Origin of the sequence: Bacteroides sp. 1001136B_160425_E2, from assembly GCF_015559655.1 — a bacterium.
GTDB lineage: Bacteria > Bacteroidota > Bacteroidia > Bacteroidales > Bacteroidaceae > Bacteroides > Bacteroides luhongzhouii.
In genome coordinates this window covers 1-19,421 of record NZ_JADMQH010000030.1, presented here as the reverse complement: position 1 = coordinate 19,421, position 19,421 = coordinate 1, and the positions used below count along the sequence as shown (strand labels likewise).

General features: G+C 42.5%; 17 protein-coding genes and 1 other RNA gene. 13 read left to right on the top strand and 5 right to left on the bottom strand.

The features are described 5' to 3' along the window. Nucleotides 1-6 precede the first annotated feature (6 nt). The 3 genes from I2I04_RS21915 to I2I04_RS21905 form a co-directional block, all read right to left on the bottom strand. A complete protein-coding gene (locus I2I04_RS21915; protein ID WP_143260590.1) occupies nucleotides 7-1,458 on the bottom strand; it encodes a tetratricopeptide repeat protein in 1,452 nt (483 codons plus the stop codon). A 101-nt stretch (nucleotides 1,459-1,559) separates the two neighbouring features. Continuing rightward, complete coding sequence (locus I2I04_RS21910; RefSeq protein ID WP_195655867.1) at nucleotides 1,560-3,299, bottom strand: glutamine--tRNA ligase/YqeY domain fusion protein; 1,740 nt, start codon at nucleotides 3,297-3,299, stop codon at nucleotides 1,560-1,562. 48 nt (nucleotides 3,300-3,347) lie between these two features. Further along, entirely contained in the window at nucleotides 3,348-4,160 is an 813-nt protein-coding gene (locus I2I04_RS21905; RefSeq protein WP_195655866.1) for a phosphate ABC transporter substrate-binding protein, read from the bottom strand. A 179-nt stretch (nucleotides 4,161-4,339) separates the two neighbouring features. Here I2I04_RS21905 and pstC point away from each other — a divergent pair, with 179 nt between their 5' ends. The 6 genes from pstC to I2I04_RS21875 all read left to right on the top strand — a co-directional run bounded on the left by pstC (nucleotide 4,340) and on the right by I2I04_RS21875 (nucleotide 9,568). After that, nucleotides 4,340-5,536 (top strand): phosphate ABC transporter permease subunit PstC, encoded by a 1,197-nt coding sequence (gene pstC, locus I2I04_RS21900; protein WP_195655865.1) that lies wholly within the window; start codon nucleotides 4,340-4,342, stop codon nucleotides 5,534-5,536. A 1-nt stretch (nucleotide 5,537) separates the two neighbouring features. Continuing rightward, nucleotides 5,538-6,413, top strand: coding sequence for a phosphate ABC transporter permease PstA (pstA, locus tag I2I04_RS21895; protein ID WP_195655864.1), 876 nt, complete (start codon nucleotides 5,538-5,540; stop codon nucleotides 6,411-6,413). An 8-nt stretch (nucleotides 6,414-6,421) separates the two neighbouring features. Further along, on the top strand, nucleotides 6,422-7,180 hold the full coding sequence (pstB, locus tag I2I04_RS21890) for a phosphate ABC transporter ATP-binding protein PstB (protein ID WP_143260585.1): 759 nt from the start codon (nucleotides 6,422-6,424) through the stop codon (nucleotides 7,178-7,180). Nucleotides 7,181-7,314: 134 nt separating this feature from the next. Continuing rightward, nucleotides 7,315-8,004 carry a phosphate signaling complex protein PhoU gene (phoU, locus tag I2I04_RS21885; RefSeq protein ID WP_143260584.1) on the top strand — a complete coding sequence of 230 codons (690 nt, stop codon included), beginning with the start codon at nucleotides 7,315-7,317 and terminating at the stop codon, nucleotides 8,002-8,004. Between the two features lie 383 nt (nucleotides 8,005-8,387). Beyond that, nucleotides 8,388-8,990, top strand: a complete 603-nt coding sequence (locus I2I04_RS21880; protein WP_004303876.1) for a riboflavin synthase — start codon at nucleotides 8,388-8,390, stop codon at nucleotides 8,988-8,990. A gap of 32 nt (nucleotides 8,991-9,022) precedes the next feature. After that, nucleotides 9,023-9,568: a nitroreductase family protein gene (locus I2I04_RS21875; protein ID WP_143260630.1), complete on the top strand. Its 546-nt coding sequence runs from the start codon at nucleotides 9,023-9,025 to the stop codon at nucleotides 9,566-9,568. A gap of 226 nt (nucleotides 9,569-9,794) precedes the next feature. Here I2I04_RS21875 and I2I04_RS21870 read toward each other — a convergent pair whose 3' ends face one another. Continuing rightward, entirely contained in the window at nucleotides 9,795-11,114 is a 1,320-nt protein-coding gene (locus I2I04_RS21870; protein ID WP_143260583.1) for a YihY/virulence factor BrkB family protein, read from the bottom strand. Nucleotides 11,115-11,226: 112 nt separating this feature from the next. Next, an RNA gene (gene rnpB, locus I2I04_RS21865) (RNase P RNA component class A) lies at nucleotides 11,227-11,590 on the bottom strand. 98 nt (nucleotides 11,591-11,688) lie between these two features. Here rnpB and I2I04_RS21860 point away from each other — a divergent pair. From I2I04_RS21860 to I2I04_RS21830, 7 genes are all read left to right on the top strand, one after another. After that, nucleotides 11,689-12,669, top strand: a complete 981-nt coding sequence (locus tag I2I04_RS21860; RefSeq protein WP_143260582.1) for an NlpC/P60 family protein — start codon at nucleotides 11,689-11,691, stop codon at nucleotides 12,667-12,669. A 24-nt stretch (nucleotides 12,670-12,693) separates the two neighbouring features. Next, nucleotides 12,694-13,845: a dipeptide epimerase gene (locus I2I04_RS21855; RefSeq protein WP_195473233.1), complete on the top strand. Its 1,152-nt coding sequence runs from the start codon at nucleotides 12,694-12,696 to the stop codon at nucleotides 13,843-13,845. Nucleotides 13,846-14,064: 219 nt separating this feature from the next. Beyond that, nucleotides 14,065-15,600, top strand: coding sequence for a trypsin-like peptidase domain-containing protein (locus I2I04_RS21850; RefSeq protein ID WP_004317638.1), 1,536 nt, complete (start codon nucleotides 14,065-14,067; stop codon nucleotides 15,598-15,600). A 183-nt stretch (nucleotides 15,601-15,783) separates the two neighbouring features. Further along, entirely contained in the window at nucleotides 15,784-16,644 is an 861-nt protein-coding gene (locus I2I04_RS21845) for an RNA polymerase sigma factor RpoD/SigA (protein ID WP_002561589.1), read from the top strand. A gap of 134 nt (nucleotides 16,645-16,778) precedes the next feature. Further along, on the top strand, nucleotides 16,779-17,402 hold the full coding sequence (locus I2I04_RS21840; protein WP_195655863.1) for a murein L,D-transpeptidase catalytic domain-containing protein: 624 nt from the start codon (nucleotides 16,779-16,781) through the stop codon (nucleotides 17,400-17,402). A gap of 77 nt (nucleotides 17,403-17,479) precedes the next feature. Then, the gene (locus tag I2I04_RS21835) at nucleotides 17,480-17,881 is read left to right on the top strand and encodes a hypothetical protein (protein WP_143260579.1); all 402 of its coding nucleotides are present in this window, start codon (nucleotides 17,480-17,482) and stop codon (nucleotides 17,879-17,881) included. 91 nt (nucleotides 17,882-17,972) lie between these two features. Then, nucleotides 17,973-19,187, top strand: coding sequence for a clostripain-related cysteine peptidase (locus I2I04_RS21830; RefSeq protein ID WP_195655862.1), 1,215 nt, complete (start codon nucleotides 17,973-17,975; stop codon nucleotides 19,185-19,187). Nucleotides 19,188-19,421 lie beyond the last annotated feature (234 nt).

Genomic DNA, 19,421 nt, shown 5'->3' with positions numbered 1-19,421 from the left:
TTTGATTTATTTTTTTCCTTTCTTCTTTTTCTTATTCTCTTTTTTCATGCGTTCCCACACTTCTTTGAGAGTTCTTTCATCTTCCTCCCTATGTTCGGGACTATTTAACAGATCCAGAATCATATCTTCTTCCAGTGGATGCTCACATTCTTTGTTGTATTTAAAGAAGTTGTCGATTTCACCGTGCATGAGGCAAAGTACACTCAATTTCTCCGTCACATCTTCGTATTTCGGATTCATCTGGTGTACTTTTTCAAAGTATTCTTTGGCTTCTATCAGATAGTCACTTTCCGAATAAGCAGAGGCGATCATATACCACATTTCTATGTTAGAGTTAATCTCTATCGCTTTTTCGAAAGACAAGGCTGCTTCATCTTCCAGTTCTTCTGCCAGGTATAGTTTTCCCTCTGTCAGATAAATCAATCCTTCAGTCGGGTTTATCTCTTTGGCTTTCTCGCAGAGCTGATGTGCTTCTTCATATCTTTCCAGATGAGACAGGGCGAAGGCTTTGCTGGTATATGTGTCTATTAATAGAACAGACTGTCTGTCTCCGTCTTCTTCAAAACGTGCGATTACTTTGTCGTAATAGTCATCGGCTTTCTGCCATTCTTCTTTATTGCCGTAGGATATTCCCATAAACATATAACCCAGTTCGGGGGGGATGGATTTAAGCTCGATCGCTTTTTGGTAATTCTCGATGGCATCATCCGAATTGTTCAGATAGAAAAAACAATGCGCTTTATAAGCGTAGGCTTCTCCATACTGATCGTCGGCTGCCAATGCAAAATCACAGGCTTCGATGGCTTTGTCTATCTGTTCCTGTACAAAGTAACATTTCACCAGTCCCATCCAGTAGGAAGGGTTGAAAGGGGATTTGTCGATGAGTTTGTTGTAATAGATGATGGCTGATTCTACTTGGTGGGTCGATGCCAGATAATCGGCTGTGAGGGCCATATATTCTTCATCTTCGGCATAACGCGATTTACCTCGGTCGAGCCATTCTTTGGCTGCGTCCGGGTATCCCATGTCCAGATAGAGAAATACGACATCAATGATTGTTTCCAGTTCGTCGGCATCCGCTATCGTACTTAGTAACCATTGGGCTTCTTCCAGTTTTCCTCCATTCAGCAATAGTTCGGCTTTCAGCAGTTTCACTTCCGAGTCAAAATCTTCGTTGATTGAATCTGCTACTTTCTTTGCTTTTTGCAGTTTTTGGGTGTCCAGGTAAAGATAAGCTTGTTCGATGAGCAAATCTGTATTTCCCGGATGTATTTTAAGTCCGTAAGTGATCACTTCTTGTGCTTCTTCAAATTTTCGTTCGGAGGCATACCAGTCAGCGATGTCGGCCAGTTGGTCAGCATCCAGATAAAGTTGTCGGTTTTCTGCTTTTGCTTCTTCGTAGTTTGTGATTAGTGTGGCTAGTTCTTTTTTGGCTGATGGTGAATTTTTTCTACCCATTTTTATTTTAATTTTTTAATTGCTAAGATGGGGCTGTTGCAAAAGTTTTATAATCATCCTTTTGACACAGCCCCATTATAAAGTTAAGCTTGAAAGCTTAGTTATTTATTGATCTTCCCCCATGTGTCTTTCAGTCCTACTGTACGGTTGAAAATCAGTTTTTCCGGGGTTGATTCTTTGTCGATATTAAAGTAACCGATCCGTTGGAACTGCAGGTAGGAGAGGGTAGGCAGGGTAGCTGCGAACTTCTCTATGTAGCAGTTGGGCAGAACTTTCAATGAGTTCGGATTGATAATTTCTTTCATGGCTTCCAATGCTTCGCAATTTTTTGCTTCGCGGATGGCAGCCAGTTCGTCGCGTGGGTTTTCCACCTTCCACAGGCGGTCGTACAAACGTACTTCTGCTTGCAGGCAGTGATTGCAGCTTACCCAATGGAGCGTGCCTTTCACCTTACGGTTTGCATCCGGCATACCGCTACGGGTATTTGCGTCATATTCGCAATATACCTCTGTTATTACGCCGTTTTCGTCTTTCTTGCAACCGGTGCATTTTACGATATAAGCATTTTTGAGGCGTACTTCCTGTCCCGGTGTCATGCGGAAGTATTTCTTGGGAGCGTCTTCCATGAAGTCTTCGCGTTCCATCCACAGTTCGCGGCTGAATTCGATCAGGTGACTTCCAGCTTCCGGATCTTCCGGGTTGTTGATTGCTTCCAATTCTTCAACCTGTCCTTCCGGATAGTTGGTGATGATCAGTTTAACCGGGTTGATCACTGCCGATACACGGATGGCACGGCTGTTCAGGTCATCCCGAACGGAGCTTTCCAACAGGGCGATGTCATTCAGGGCATCGTATGTGGTATATCCGATTTTATCAATAAATTTATGAATAGACTCCGGTGAATAACCGCGACGGCGGAAACCGCAGATAGTCGGCATACGAGGGTCGTCCCATCCGTTCACCAATCCTTCTTTCACCAGCGTGAGGAGGTTACGCTTGCTCATCAGGGTGTAGCTTAGGTTCAGTTTGTTGAATTCAGTCTGACGGGGACGGTTGTCGTTCAGGTCTTTTCCTTCTTTCAGCCAGTCGATGAAGAGGTCGTAAAGAGGACGGTGTACCACAAATTCGAGTGTACACAGAGAGTGAGTCACTCCTTCGAAGAAGTCACTCTGTCCGTGAGCGAAGTCATACATCGGATAAGCCTTCCAGATAGTGCCTGTACGGTGGTGCGGGTGTTTCACTACACGATAAATAATCGGATCGCGGAAGTGCATATTCGGGTTGGCCATGTCAATCTTGGCACGGAGCACCATAGCGCCTTCTTCAATCTCGCCGCTATTCATTTTCTTAAAAAGTTCGAGGCTTTCTTCGATAGGACGGTTGCGGTAAGGGCTTTCCACACCTGGTTGGGTAGGAGTACCTTTTTGCTGTGCGATCAGTTCGGAGCTTTGTTCGTCAATATATGCTTTTCCCTCCTGAATCAGGCGGATAGCGAAGTCCCATAATTGTTGGAAGTAGTCGGAAGCGTAATATTCGTTTCCCCACTGGTATCCCAACCATTGAATGTCTTCTTTGATAGCTTCTACATATTCCACATCTTCCTTGGTCGGGTTTGTGTCGTCGAAACGAAGGTTACATACACCGCCGTGTTTTTCAGCGATGCCGAAATCAAGGCAAATAGCTTTGGCATGGCCGATGTGAAGGTAACCGTTAGGTTCGGGCGGGAAGCGTGTCTGCACTTTTCCACCATTTTTACCTTCTTTCAAGTCTTTCTCTACTGCCTGTTCAATAAAGTTCAAGCTTTTCTTTTCGCCTGCTTCTTCGTTTTTAATATCTGTCATAACGGTTAATGTTATCTGTATTTAGGCTACAAAAGTAGGACATTTTTTTTATTTAACCGGAATATAACCGCTCTTTTTTATAATGTCCTGTCCGTCGGACGAGAGAATAAACTGAATCAGGGGTAAAACTTGTTCCTTATTTTTTACATTGTAGTAGTAATAAAGCGGGCGGACGATGGGGTAGGTCTTGTTGGTGGCGTTCTCTACCGTAGGCGTGGCATAGTGGGTTCCGTCGTAGGATACGGAAAGCGTTTTGACACGGGGAGATACGTATGCCAGTCCGACATATCCGATGGCTCCTTTGGTCTGGCTGACAGACTGGATGATGGCACCTGTTGCCGGCATGGAAAGGCTGCTTGCCATGTAGTTTTTATTTTTCAGTACGCTCTCTTTGAAAAATTCGTAAGTACCGGACGATGTTTCGCGCGAGTAAACCACTATTTTGCGATCATCTCCACCTACCTGTTTCCAATTGCTTATCTTTCCCCGGAAAATATCTTCCAGTTGTTGGCGGGTCAGCTGCTTCACCGGATTGGAGGGATGTACCACCACGGCAAGAGCATCGTAGGCAACAATCACTTCGTCTACTTCTTCTCCGGCCCCTTTTATTTTCATCTTTTCGCTGAACTTGATCGGGCGGGAAGCCATTGCGATGTCCGTTGTATGATCCATTAAAGCGGAGATGCCTACACCGGTTCCGCCACCGGTTACAGTGACACGGGCCTCCGGATGCTGGTTCATAAACCGCTCTGCTGTCTGTTGCGCGACAGGCAGTACCGTATCGCTACCTTTAATACGTTGTGCGTTGGCACCGAGCGAGAGTAAGGAAAGGGCGATTAATAAGTTTCTTCTCACTTTCATATTTCTTCTTTTTATTAACGTTGCAAATTAAGCAATCGGATATTACATTTCCGTTTCATCCGGAGTGGAAATGACACTTGTAACACAAACGTAACATGATTGAAACATTTCCTTCAAACGTTAGTCACACCTCCTTAATAAAGAGACGCTTTCTTTGCATCAGAAATCATAGTAGGTATATGAAAAAGGTATTTGAAAAGATTATAGAAGGAATGTTGACTTGTAGCGGCTTTGTGACAAGTATTACTATTCTGCTGATTGTACTCTTCCTTTTCACTGAAGCTTTCGGGCTGTTCAAGAGCAAAGTGATTGAAGAGGGATATGTGTTGGCGTTGAATAAGGGCAACAAGGTTAGCGTGTTGAGCCCCGCACAGATAAAAAATGTTTTTGACGAAGAGATCACAAATTGGAAGGAACTCGGTGGGGAAAATCTCCCTATCCGGGTTTTTCGTTTGGAGGATATAACACAGTATTATACAGAAGAGGAGTTGGGACCGGCTTATGAATATGCAGGCGATAAGATTACGGAGCTGGTGGAGAAAACACCCGGCATCGTAGCTTTTGTTCCGCAGAAATTTATTGTTCATCCGGACGCGGTACATTTCATAAAGGATAACACTATTTCCGTAAAGGATGTATTTGCGGGTGCCGAATGGTTTCCTACGGCCACTCCGGCTGCTCAATTCGGCTTTCTGCCGTTGATTACCGGTACGTTGTGGGTGAGCCTGTTTGCCATTCTTTTTGCTTTGCCGTTCGGGCTTTCGGTTTCTATCTATATGTCTGAAGTGGCTAACCCGAAAGTGCGGAACTGGCTGAAACCGATTATCGAACTGTTGAGCGGTATTCCTTCCGTTGTTTATGGCTTTTTCGGACTGATTGTCATTGTTCCGTTGATTCAGAATTTGTTTGATCTCCCGGTAGGAGAAAGTGGCTTGGCGGGAAGTATCGTACTGGCCATTATGGCATTGCCTACTATCATAACGGTGACGGAAGACGCGATGCGCAACTGTCCGCGTGCGATGCGTGAGGCGAGTCTGGCATTGGGTGCTTCGCAGTGGCAGACAATATATAAGGTAGTGATTCCTTATTCTATTTCGGGTATTACATCCGGTGTGGTACTCGGTATCGGACGTGCTATCGGGGAGACGATGGCGGTATTGATGGTGACGGGTAATGCGGCTGTGATTCCGACAACAATCCTTGAACCTTTGCGTACCATTCCGGCTACGATTGCGGCCGAATTGGGAGAAGCTCCTGCAGGTGGTCCGCATTATCAGGCGTTGTTCCTGTTGGGTGTCGTACTGTTCTTCATAACATTGATTATCAACTTTAGTGTGGAATATATTTCTTCTAAAGGATTAAAACGTAGCAAATAAGATGGAAATACGGAGTAATAATAAAGCTAAGCACCATTCGCAGAAACTTGCTTTCGGGATTTTCCGGCTGTTGAGTCTTTGTATTGTACTGATATTGTTTGCGATTCTGGGATTTATCGTCTATAAAGGAATCGGCGCTATCAGTTGGGATTTTATCACTTCGACTCCTACGGACGGAATGACAGGTGGCGGTATATGGCCGGCTATTGTCGGTACTTTCTATCTGATGGTGGGGAGTGCGCTGTTCGCCTTTCCGATAGGGGTGATGAGTGGGATTTATATGAATGAGTATGCGCCGAAGGGTAAGTTGGTACGCTTTATCCGGGTGATGACCAATAACTTGAGTGGTATTCCTTCCATTGTATTCGGATTGTTCGGTATGGCGTTGTTTGTCAATTATATGGGATTTGGTGATAGTATTCTGGCCGGTTCTTTGACGTTAGGTTTGCTTTGCGTGCCTTTGGTCATTCGGACAACGGAGGAAGCTTTGAAAGCAATTCCTGACAGTATGCGTGAAGGCAGCCGGGCCTTGGGGGCAACAAAGTTGCAGACGATCTGGCACGTCATTCTGCCGATGGGGATGCCGAACATTATCACAGGCTTGATTCTTGCCTTGGGACGTGTTTCGGGAGAGACGGCACCGATTCTGTTTACTTGTGCCGCATACTTCCTGCCGCAACTGCCGACAGGCATTTTCGATCAGTGTATGGCATTGCCTTACCATTTGTATGTGATTTCTACGAGTGGAACGGACATGGAGGCACAATTGCCGCTGGCTTATGGTACGGCATTGGTATTGATTATGATTATCCTGTTCGTGAATCTGCTGGCCAATGCATTGAGAAAGTATTTTGAGAAAAGAGTAAAAACAAACTAGATTAGTATATGGATACAGTGAAAATAGATGCGCGTGATGTGAACTTCTGGTATGGAGATTTTCATGCATTGAAGGGCATCAGTATGCAGATTGAGGAAAAGTCGGTTGTCGCTTTTATCGGACCGTCCGGTTGCGGTAAGTCCACTTTTCTCCGGCTTTTCAACCGGATGAATGATTTGATTCCAGCTACTCGTCTGGAGGGAGAAATCCGTATCGACGGACATAATATATATGCAAAAGGGGTGGAAGTGGACGAACTCCGCAAGAATGTAGGAATGGTGTTCCAGCGTCCGAATCCTTTTCCGAAAAGCATATTCGAGAATGTGGCTTACGGACTTCGTGTCAATGGAATAAAAGACAATGCTTTCATCCGTCATCGTGTGGAGGAAACGTTGAAAGGAGCGGCTCTTTGGGATGAGGTGAAAGATAAGCTGAAGGAGTCGGCCTATGCGCTGTCCGGCGGACAGCAACAGCGGCTTTGTATCGCCCGTGCGATGGCTGTCTCGCCTTCGGTATTGCTGATGGATGAGCCTGCGTCTGCACTCGATCCTATTTCTACGGCTAAGGTGGAGGAGTTGATCCATGAATTGAAGAAGGATTATACGATTGTAATCGTTACGCATAATATGCAGCAGGCAGCCCGTGTCAGTGATAAGACGGCGTTTTTCTATCTGGGAGAAATGGTGGAATTCGATCAAACGAAAAAGATATTCACCAATCCGGAAAAAGAGGCTACCCAGAATTACATAACGGGACGTTTCGGGTAATGAATTTGGCACGGATTACGCTGTTGCTTTATACAAGCATATTTCTAAAAAACATGGAATCCGTATAATCCGTGCCTAAAATTTATCTCTGAAATCTAATTGGAAGAATATTAATCATTTATATATAATAGACTATGGTAAAGTTTATAGAATCGGAACTTATCTTATTGAAGAAGGAAATTGATGAAATGTGGACCTTGGTGTACAACCAGCTTGACCGTGCCGGAGAGGCTGTGTTGACCCTCGACAAGGAGTTGGCTCAACAAGTGATGGTTCGCGAGCGTCGGGTGAATGCTTTTGAATTGAAGATAGATAGCGATGTGGAAGATATTATCGCATTATATAATCCGGTGGCGATTGACCTCCGCTTTGTATTGGCTATGCTGAAGATCAATACGAATCTGGAACGCTTGGGCGACTTTGCGGAAGGTATTGCCCGCTTTGTACTTCGTTGCAAAGAGCCGGTGTTGGATGCGGAGTTATTGAACCGTCTTCGTTTGGCAGAGATGCAGGCAGAAGTGTTGTCGATGCTGGAACTGGCGAAGCGTGCCTTGAATGAAGAGAGTAATGACCTGGCAGCGGGAGTGTTTGCCAAGGATAATTTGCTGGATGAAATTAATGCGGATGCGACAGGTATTCTTTCTGACTATATTATCGAACATCCGGAAGCTGTACATACCTGCGTAGATTTGGTCAGTGTGTTCCGTAAACTGGAACGTTCGGGAGATCATATTACTAACATTGCCGAAGAGATTGTTTTCTTCATTGACGCCAAAGTGTTAAAACATCGTGGCAAAACGGACGAAAACTATCCGGAAAGGTGATTTTTTTGCGGATTTTTAAACAGAAATTAGGGCTCCTTAAAAAATTATCTTATATTTGTCTCCTGTAACGGACAAGTTACAGGAGATTTTGCTTCAAATGATAATAAATCCAAAGAATTTTCAAAAAGATGTTATATGACATGTTTTATAATTTGGATAGTATCGGTAAAACCGCCTATATTTGCACCGTTATCCTGAAAACAATCTTTTTACCTTAAAAAAAAACTAATACCTATTGAAAACTGAAAAATGGAGCTTTGTGAAAAGCCCCATTTTTTTTTGCTCTTATTTTTTAAGCTCCTTTCTAATTCGTATCTTTGACCCTTGCATTAAAAGAGTATTTTCAATCGTAATTTGTAAATCGTAAAATCGTAAATAGAATTATGTTTTCTGGAATCGTAGAAGAATATGCTACTTTGGTAGCGCTGGTGAAAGACCAGGAGAATATACACTTTACATTTAAGTGTTCGTTTGTGAATGAGTTGAAAATCGACCAGAGTATTTCTCACAATGGCGTATGCCTGACAGTGGTGACTCTGACGGATGATACGTATACGGTGACTGCCATGAAAGAAACATTGGAACGTTCTAATCTAGGTCTGCTGAAAGTGGGGGATAAGGTGAATGTTGAACGTAGTATGATGATGAATGGCCGGCTGGACGGACATATCGTTCAGGGACATGTAGACCAAACCGCCACTTGTATCGATATTAAGGACGCGGAAGGCAGCTGGTATTTTACATTCCGATATGCGTTTGACAAGGAGATGGCGAAACGTGGATATATCACTGTGGATAAAGGTTCGGTGACTGTGAACGGTGTTAGCCTGACGGTATGTAATCCGACGGATGATACTTTTCAGGTAGCTATCATTCCTTATACATACGAGCATACGAACTTCCATACGTTTGAGATTGGCAGTGTGGTAAATATCGAATTCGATATTATCGGTAAGTATATCAGCCGGATGATTCAGTATAAATAAGGAAATATAAATAAGTGACCGGAGGATTGGAAATGGCATATACTGATTTTCTTCAATTGGTGCAGGCTCGTCAAAGTGACCGTTCGTATGATAAGGAACGTCCGGTGGAGCCGGAAAAGTTGGAACGGATACTTGAAGCTGCTCGTTTGGCGCCTTCGGCCTGCAATGCACAACCTTGGAAGTTCGTAGTCATCACGGACACAGAACTGGCTCAAAAAGCGGGGAAAGCTGCTGCTGGTTTGGGAATGAATAAGTTTGCCAAAGATGCTCCCGTGCATATTTTGGTTGTAGAAGAATCAGCTAATATTACCTCTCTGCTTGGTGGAAAGGTAAAAGGCAAGCATTTCCCGTTGATCGACATTGGAATAACTGCTGCCCATATTTCATTGGCGGCTGAAGCTGAAGGTTTGGGCTCTTGTATTTTGGGTTGGTTCGATGAAAAAGAGATGAAACAGCTTGCCGGTATTCCTGCCTCGAAACGTTTATTGCTGGATATTGTCATTGGCTATCCGGCAAAAGAAAAACGTAAAAAGATGAGGAAGCCGAAAGAAAAAGTGGTTTCATACAATCGTTATTGATTGAAAAATAATTATATTCTTAGGCCTTTAGGATAAGCATATAACAGAAAGCATCGTTGGTTTTAAAGGAAGAGTACGTTCCTTTTAAACCAACGATGCTTTCCTTTTAAAGGAACGACCTGTTTCTTTAAAACCAATAAATGGCTTTACTAAGGTGTTGATAGTTAGCTTGTTGTTGATGCCGCCGGAAAAGCGGCATGAATAGTGCAGTATTTACTTCTTTTCCTTATAAATCCTTCAGTAATACTTTACTTGCTTTTTTATAGTATTCCTCTCTGGACTCGGTCAGCACTTTCCATTCATCGTTGAATTCTTCGTCTTTGTCAATTTTGAAATTCTCGGAACCGTATGTATCCAAACGATCCAGTAAGATAGCTACATTCAATTGATTGATGTCCATTGACGGCTGGTAGCCGATTTCTTCGCTTTTTTCGTCGGTGACTACCTCGTGAATCAATTCTATTTCCTGCAACTGATAAAGTACCTGGTTGGTTAGCCGGATAGGGATCTGATGTTCTTCCGAGATTTTTGCAGCCGTATAGGGTGGCTCGTTCTTCTCGAATCGTTTGGCTATGAGTGACATAATCAGGATGGATATAAAGTCCCGGTATCGTCTGCTGATATTTCGGGTGTCCTGGTCAAAACTAAAACTGCGGATGTTCTGCCCGGCATACGTCAATTCGGCTCCGAACAAACAGATTGTCCAGGATATTTGCAACCAAAGCAGAAATAAAGGAAGTGCGGCAAAACTACCGTAAATGGCGTTGTACTTTGATACCCACAACTGGCTGTTGATATACAGGAACTGAAAAGCCTGATAAGCAGACCCCGCCAGAACACCTGCAATGAGCGCGTGTTTGAATTTTACTTTCGTATTCGGCATGAAGATATACAGCCCTGTGAACATCAGCCATGTCAGGACGAAAGGGATAAGCCGTATCATGAACTTCATAACAGGAGCAAGCAGGACGAAATCATCCATCTGTTTGAGAATGGTACTCATAAACAGGGAAAGTCCTCCGGATACTACGATCAGAATCGGCATCAATAAGAACATAGAGAAGTAATCCGTAATCTTGCGATACATGGACCGTGCTTTTTTCACTTCCCAAATACGGTTGAAGGTGATTTCAATATTGCTGACCAGATTGATAACTGTCCATAACAGCATTACCAAACCAACTCCAATGAAAATACCTCCTTTGGTTTGTGAAAGATAGGAGTTGACAAATGAGAGAATGGCCTCTGTGGTTTCTATATTTCCTCCGAAACCATTGCGGAACTGATGTTCCATCAAATTGTCGAATCCAAAACCGCGTGCCACGGCAAACAGAATGGCAAGTATCGGTACAATGGCAAGCAATGTGCTATACGTCAGCGCGGAAGCTTTATTGGCCATTCGGTCTTTGGTAAACCGATTGATACAAAGGTAGATGGTCTTTATAATATTGTAGAGTGAGAACTTGGTCCGGGTCACTTCATCTTCCGTAATGCGCCAGATGTCATACGTAAGAAACTTCCATATATCGGTGATTTTCTTCTTCATAGTTCTTCGCTAATTACTAATTGCAAGCTGCTAATTGCTGATTACAACAGACCTTCTCGAATAGTCGATAATCATTCATTAGGCGTTTGTAATTAAATGGGTAATTAAAAGAAAAAGCAGTCAGCCTATAAGCCGAGTTCTGTACCTTATATAAAACAAGGTGCCTGTCATTTATCTGAGTGGCGTGTCACCACGACACTTTAGCGGTCTACCCTCCGACATGGAGCGAGCAACTCTCATAACGCCGGTTTACATGACCTTACAACTCCTAAGACGTACAGCCCGACATGTCACCATGCGGCTGGTGGGCTCTTACCCCACCTTCTCACCCTTACCTCTCCCCGAAAGGAGCGGCGGTTATTTTCTTCTACGTTACTCTACCCTCACGGACAGCTTTCTGTTAGGAAGTAGGATGCTCTATGTTGCCCGGACTTTCCTCCTGCACGAAACGTGCACGCGACAGACCGGCCAACTGCTTTAGACTGCAAAAATACGTCATTTATTTTGTTTTAGCCAAAGAAAGTACCACAAATAGAAATAATTTCTACCTTTGCTATTATTAAAATGATTTTTAATGAAGAAGAATATCCTCCTTTTCTATTGTTTTCTGGTGATTGCGGCAGTCAGCCTGAAAGCACAGGAAATACGTCCCATGCCTGCCGATTCAGCTTATGGGGTAGTCCATATCTCTGTTTGCAATTTGCGTGAAGAAGGCAAATTTACTTCCGGCATGAGTACACAGGCATTGTTAGGGATGCCGGTCAAAGTACTTCAATATACCGGTTGGTACGAGATACAAACGCCGGATGATTATACCGGATGGGTACACCGGATGGTGATTACCCCTATGTCGAAGGAACGTTATGATGAGTGGAACCGGGCGGAAAAGATAGTGGTTACTTCGCACTATGGATTTGCGTATGAAAAACCGGATGAAAGCTCTCAACCTGTGTCCGACGTGGTTGCAGGCAATCGTTTGAAGTGGGAGGGAAGCAAAGGGCATTTTTACAAAGTATCTTATCCCGACGGTCGGAAAGCATACATTTCTAAATTGATTTCTCAACCGGAAACAAAATGGCGAGCTTCATTGAAACAAGATGTTGAAAGTATCATTGAGACTGCTTATTCGATGATGGGGGTTCCTTATCTGTGGGCAGGAACCTCTTCCAAAGGAGTAGATTGTAGCGGCTTGGTACGTACCGTGCTTTTTATGCATGATATTATTATTCCGAGAGATGCGTCTCAACAGGCTTATGTGGGCGAACATATTGAGATTGCTCCTGATTTTGCCAATGTACAACGGGGGGATTTAGTGTTTTTTGGCCGTAAAGCGACTGCGGAGCATAAAGAAGGAATCTCTCACGTTGGTATTTACCTTGGTAATAAGCAGTTTATCCACGCTTTGGGCGATGTACACATTAGCAGTATGAACCCTGCGGATAAGAATTATGACGAGTTCAACACGAAACGTCTACTTTTTGCCGTTCGTTTCCTACCTTATATAAATAAGGAGAAAGGGATGAATACTACGGACAATAATCCTTATTATAAGTGATTTCACCTACTCATCTATTAAAGAATGCAGAACAGAAGAGATTTTTTGAAAACAGCGACTTTGGCTGCTTTAGGTTCAGGGCTGGTTGTCCGTCAGACATTAGCCGGAGAATCATCACCTTCTAACGTTTATATAAATAAGCTCGGTTTGGGAGGAAAGATGAAAATGACCTTTTTCCCTTATGAATTGAAGTTGAAGCATGTATTTACGGTTGCCACATATTCACGTACGACGACTCCTGATGTACAAGTGGAAATAGAATATGAAGGGATAACGGGGTACGGAGAGGCTTCTATGCCTCCTTATTTGGGAGAGACGGTAGAATCGGTAATGAGTTTTCTGGGGAAAGTGAATCTGGAACAGTTTAGTGATCCTTTTCAGCTAGATGACATTTTGTCATACGTTGACAGTCTCTCACCAAAAGACACGGCGGCGAAAGCTGCGGTAGATATTGCTCTTCATGATTTGGTAGGGAAACTGTTGGGCGCTCCCTGGTATAAAATATGGGGATTGAACAAAGAAAAGGCGCCTTCTACCACCTTTACGATAGGTATTGATACACCGGATGTAGTACGGGAGAAAACAAAAGAGTGTGCCGATCAGTTTAATATATTAAAGGTAAAGCTGGGAAGGGACAATGATAAAGAGATGATTGAAACCATTCGCTCGGTAACGAATCTGCCGATAGCGATAGATGCCAACCAAGGCTGGACAGACCGTCAATACGCGCTTGATATGATTCATTGGCTGAAAGAAAAAGGCATTGTGATGATAGAACAGCCTATGCCGAAGGAGAAGCTCGACGACATTGCCTGGATAACGCAACAAAGTCCATTGCCGATATTCGCAGATGAATCGTTGCAGCGTTTGGGAGATGTAGCTGCCTTGAAAGACGCTTTCACGGGAATTAATATTAAGTTGATGAAGTGTACCGGTATGCGTGAAGCATGGAAGATGGTGACATTGGCGCATGCGCTCGGTATGCGTGTGATGGTGGGTTGTATGACAGAGACCTCGTGTGCTATTTCAGCAGCTTCACAGTTCTCACCGTTAGTTGATTTTGCCGACTTGGATGGCAACTTGCTTATTTCTAATGATCGCTTTAAAGGGGTTGAAGTGGTGAAAGGAAAGATCACCCTAAATGATTTGCCCGGAATCGGTGTCATGAAAATCTGACTTTACTGAATGAATGTCAGAGTGTTAAAGCCATCTGACATACAACGAATGTAAATTTGTCAGGTGTTGTCGTTAACCGCTGTTAAGCTCCAAATATTCTCTGTTAAAAGTGGACAAAAAAGAGTGACAAGTAGGATAAGTGAACGATATTTGTTATTATTTTAACGTCGTAAAAGTTAAAACAATGTCGAATATTAACAATTTAAAGAATTATAAATCATGAAACAGACAACAAAGAACATTCTGGGAGTAGGAGCAATCATTCTTCTTAGCTCAGGAGTTGCAGGATTGACAACTTACAAATTGTTGCAATCTAACGAAGCTGCCAAAGAGACATCTTTTAATGAGATGTTCAAGCAGAATCCCAATGTCAAATTGGCTGCTTTTGACGCTGTGAACGCTCAGCCTGTTGACTTGACTCAGGCTGCGGAGAATTCGCTTCATGCTGTCGTACATATAAGGTCTACTCAAGAAGCTAAAACAAGAACAGTTCAGCAAGCGCCGGACATTTTTGATTTCTTTTTTGGTGATGGACGCGGACAGCAACGTCAGGTACAGTCTCAACCTCGTGTAGGATTTGGTTCGGGAGTGATCATCTCGAAGGATGGATATATCGTAACGAATAATCACGTGATTGAAGGGGCGGATGAAATCAGTGTGAAACTGAATGATAACCGTGAGTTTAAAGGACGCGTGATTGGTACCGACCCCAGCACCGACCTTGCGCTGGTGAAAATTGAGGGGGATGATTTCCCGACTATTCCGGTAGGAGACTCCGAAGCGTTGAAAGTAGGAGAGTGGGTATTGGCGGTAGGTAATCCGTTCAATCTGAACTCTACTGTAACTGCCGGTATCGTAAGTGCGAAAGCCCGTTCTCTGGGTGTATATAATGGTGGTATAGAATCATTCATCCAAACGGATGCTGCTATCAATCAGGGGAATAGTGGTGGCGCGCTGGTAAATGCCAAAGGTGAACTGGTAGGTATCAATTCAGTGCTTTCTTCTCCAACAGGTGCTTATGCAGGATACGGTTTCGCTATCCCGACCAGCATTATGACGAAGGTAATTGCCGACCTGAAACAATACGGAACAGTACAACGTGCATTGCTCGGTATTCGTGGTGGCTCTATCGGTAGCAGTTTGATGGACGACCGTCAGCCGATTGATAAATCCGGTAAGACACTGGCAGATAAAGCTAAAGAACTGGGTGTTGTAGAAGGAGTATGGGTTTCTGAAATCGTAGAGAATGGTTCTGCTGCAGGAGCTGATATCAAAGTGGATGACGTAATTATCGGTGTGGATAATAAGAAAGTATCTAATATGGCTGACTTGCAGGAAGCACTTGCTAAACATCGTCCGGGTGATAAGGTGAAAGTGAAACTGATGCGCGATAAGAAGGAAAAGACCGTTGAAGTAACGTTGAAGAACGAGCAAGGTACTACCAAGATTGTGAAGGATGCAGGTATGGAAATCCTGGGAGCTGCTTTCAAAGAGTTGCCGGATGACTTGAAGAAGCAATTGAATCTGGGCTACGGTCTGCAAGTGACAGGAGTTTCCTCCGGTAAGATGTCGGATGCGGGAGTACGTAAAGGCTTCATTATCCTGAAAGCTAATGACCAGCCGATGCGTAAAGTCAGCGATCTGGAAGAAGTGATGAAAGCAGCTGTTAAGTCTCCGAATCAGGTATTGTTCCTGACCGGTGTGTTCCCATCAGGTAAACGCGGATACTTCGCTGTCGATCTGACTCAAGAGTAATATATAAAATAAGGTAAGAAGATCACAGGATAAGCTAATGAAATAGAAAAAGGATGCCGACAATCAACTTGTCGGCATCTCTTTTTGTTTTATTAGTTGAAAAATATAGTGTAAAAGTTACTTAATTTTGTATGTTAACAAATTATTTGTCGTAACTTTGCACTCCAAATCTGTTTTTAAAGAATGAGACAACTAAAGATTACCAAAAGTATCACTAACAGAGAGAGCGCTTCTCTTGATAAGTATTTGCAGGAAATCGGACGTGAAGACCTGATTACTGTCGAGGAAGAAGTGGAACTCGCTCAACGCATTCGTAAGGGTGACCGTGTAGCATTGGAAAAATTGACGCGTGCCAATCTTCGTTTCGTCGTATCTGTGGCTAAACAGTACCAGAACCAGGGTTTGAGTTTGCCTGACTTGATTAATGAAGGCAATTTAGGACTGATTAAGGCTGCCGAGAAATTTGATGAGACACGTGGATTTAAGTTCATTAGCTACGCTGTATGGTGGATTCGCCAGTCTATTCTGCAAGCATTGGCAGAGCAGTCGCGTATTGTTCGTCTCCCGTTGAATCAGGTAGGTTCGCTGAATAAGATCAGCAAAGCCTTCTCGAAGTTTGAACAGGAAAACGAGCGGCGTCCGTCTCCCGAGGAGTTGGCAGACGAACTGGAAATTCCGGTTGATAAAATCTCTGATACGCTGAAGGTATCCGGCCGTCATATTTCGGTGGATGCGCCTTTTGTGGAAGGAGAGGATAACAGCCTGTTGGATGTGTTGGTTAACGATGATTCGCCAATGGCGGACCGCTCTCTGGTTAATGAGTCTCTTGCGAGGGAAATTGATAGAGCTCTTTCTACGTTAACCGATAGAGAAAAAGAAATCATTCAGATGTTTTTCGGTATCGGACAACAAGAAATGACATTAGAAGAAATCGGCGATAAATTTGGCCTCACACGTGAGCGCGTTCGTCAGATTAAAGAAAAAGCAATTAGAAGACTTAGACAAAGTAATCGTAGTAAATTGCTCAAATCTTACTTGGGATAAGTGAGAAATATCAGTTTCTGAAAGAAAAAAGAATTTGAGTCGCATAAGTCGCACTTTTCATGTAGAAGAATGTACTTATGCGACTTTTTATATAAGCCCCATTTTATAATTTAATCTTATACTATGTGAATTTTATGAAGAAATCTGTTTTAATATCATTTGTTCTGATTGCTTTGGGAGCAGGGGTGATGGCGTACGCAAGATATGCGACATTATCTTCTGATACGACACCAGCTAAAATAGAGCAACGTTTGCGGGAGAAAGCGCAGGCGGGAAAGGCTTATTGTGATAAGAACGGGTATAACACAAATTATTGCTTTCTGGTAGATTTCAGTATTCATTCCGGTAAAAAGCGTTTTTTTGTATGGGATTTCAAGGGAGATTCTATAAAATATGCAAGTCTCTGTGCGCATGGATACGGAAAAAATAGTACGCTATCCAAGCCTGTATTCAGTAATGTGGAAGGTAGTTATTGCTCTTCTTTAGGAAAATATAAGATAGGGATACGATCGTATAGTAAGTGGGGGATTAATGTTCATTATAAATTGCACGGATTGGAAGCGACGAATAACAATGCTTTCAAACGGTATATCGTGTTGCATTCTTATACTCCGATGCCGGAAACGGAGGTGTATCCTTTGCATCTTCCGTTAGGAATCAGTCAAGGGTGTCCTGTGATTTCCGATGAGGTGATGAGGAAGGTTGACGGGTTGCTCAAGGCAGAAAAGAAACCTGTATTGTTATGGGTCTATGATTAAGAAATGCTATTTATTTGTGATAAATCGAGGTAATCTCTTCTTTTTTGTTACCTTTGCGAAGTTAAAAATTATATGATATGAAATACGTAAAAATACTATTTGCAATTGCACTTGTGTTTACCATGTGCTCCGCTTTTTCTCTGAAAAAAGACCATTCTAAACCGGTTTATGCTTTTGGAATATCTGCTTCATTTACGGATACAGTAGTCTATTTCACGGACATTCAGATATTAGATAGTGCGAAGGTTAGCAAGGAAGGGTTCTTGGCTCATCGTGAATTATATAGTTATCAGTTGAAGAATTATCTGGAGGATAACCAATTGCAGCAGAATAGTACATGTATGATTTACTTCTCGGAAAACAGAAAAAAGTTGGAAAAAGAAGCAACGAAGATTCTGAATAAATACAAGAAGAATAATAGAATGATAGTATCGCGGATTGATTCGGATAAATTTCGCTTTACGAAACCGGAAGAGTAATAAGCAATAGTTAAATTGTTAATATAATAAGAGATGCAGGCTTGCATCTCTTATTTTTTTATCTTTGTCCCTGTTATTAATGAGGAATATTATGAAAAAGATTAAAATATTATCACTTTTGTTCTGTGTTGCAATATTGGCGGCAGCTTGTCACGATGATGAAGAAGGTCCTATTATACCTCAACCACGTGAACAAGTTGGACGTACTGTATTGGTATATATTGTAGGTGATAATGGCGTTAGTGAATTATCTGATCTCTTTAAGATCAATTTTGAAGATATGAAAGAGGGTATGAAAGAGGTAGATTATTCAAAATGTAATTTAGTTGTTTATAGTGAAATGGTTAATGATGTTCCTCGTCTTGTTTCATTAAAAAAACAGAACGGAAAAGTGGTAGCAGACACTCTTTTTACCTATTCGGAACAGAATCCTTTGGCAAAAGAGGTTATGTCGTCTGTTATTTCTCAAACGGTAAGTTATTTCCCGGCGGATAGCTATGGCTTTGTGTTTTTATCTCATAGTTCTTCATGGGTGCCGGCTACCAATGATGCGAATTCTCGTTCAATCGGATACTATCGTAGAACTCAAATGAATATTCCGGATTTTCATGATGTATTGTTATCTTCTTTTCCTAGACCTTTGAAATTTATTCTGTTTGATTCATGTTCGATGCAGGCTGTGGAGGTAGCTTATGAACTACGTGATTGTGCTGAATATTTTATTGGTTCACCAACTGAAATTCCTGGTCCTGGGGCCCCTTATAGTGTAGTTGTGCCGGAGATGTTTACAGAGAATAATTTGGCTATAAATATAGCTAGTGCTTATTTCAATTATTATGAAAAGTTTTATACTGGCAAGGCACCATCGGTTAATACAAATTGGACGGGAGGAGTTGCAACATCTGTAATTAATAGTGCTGCTTTGGATAACTTAGCTATGGTTGTTAAAACTATTATTCCTAAATATATTAAAGATGCGGAAGGAGTACAATGTAATGATATACAGCTTTATGATTTTAGCAGTGATAAAGCAAATTATGATTTTGATAATCTGATTCAAAATTTAACGGGAGGAAAAGATAATACTGATTATCAATCATGGCGTCAAGCTTTTGATGAGGCTGTAATTTATAGGAAAACTACACCGAAAAATTATTCGGGAATTACTTATACTATGTTTTCCATGGAAAAGGCGGAAGGTCTGTCCACTTATATACCTCGTGGAAGCTTAAACTCAAAAATGAATAATTTTTATCGAACATTACAATGGTATTCTGCTGCCGGATGGGATGAGACTGGTTGGTAATTAAAAGTCTATAATCTACTTGCATAAAGCAGGGTATAGATGAACCAAACAATGATCATGTATGGGCTGCCAATACTATAACAACTCTTGATTTTAAGGCGGTGAAAGGGGCAATAGTACTTCTGTCTCGCCGAAGTTGCAGGCGTCCCCCTCTACAAGCGAGCAATCTCTTTGAGCTGCTCATTATCTAACTGAAAAATATTTTTCTCCATGATATTATTTTTATTGTATAGA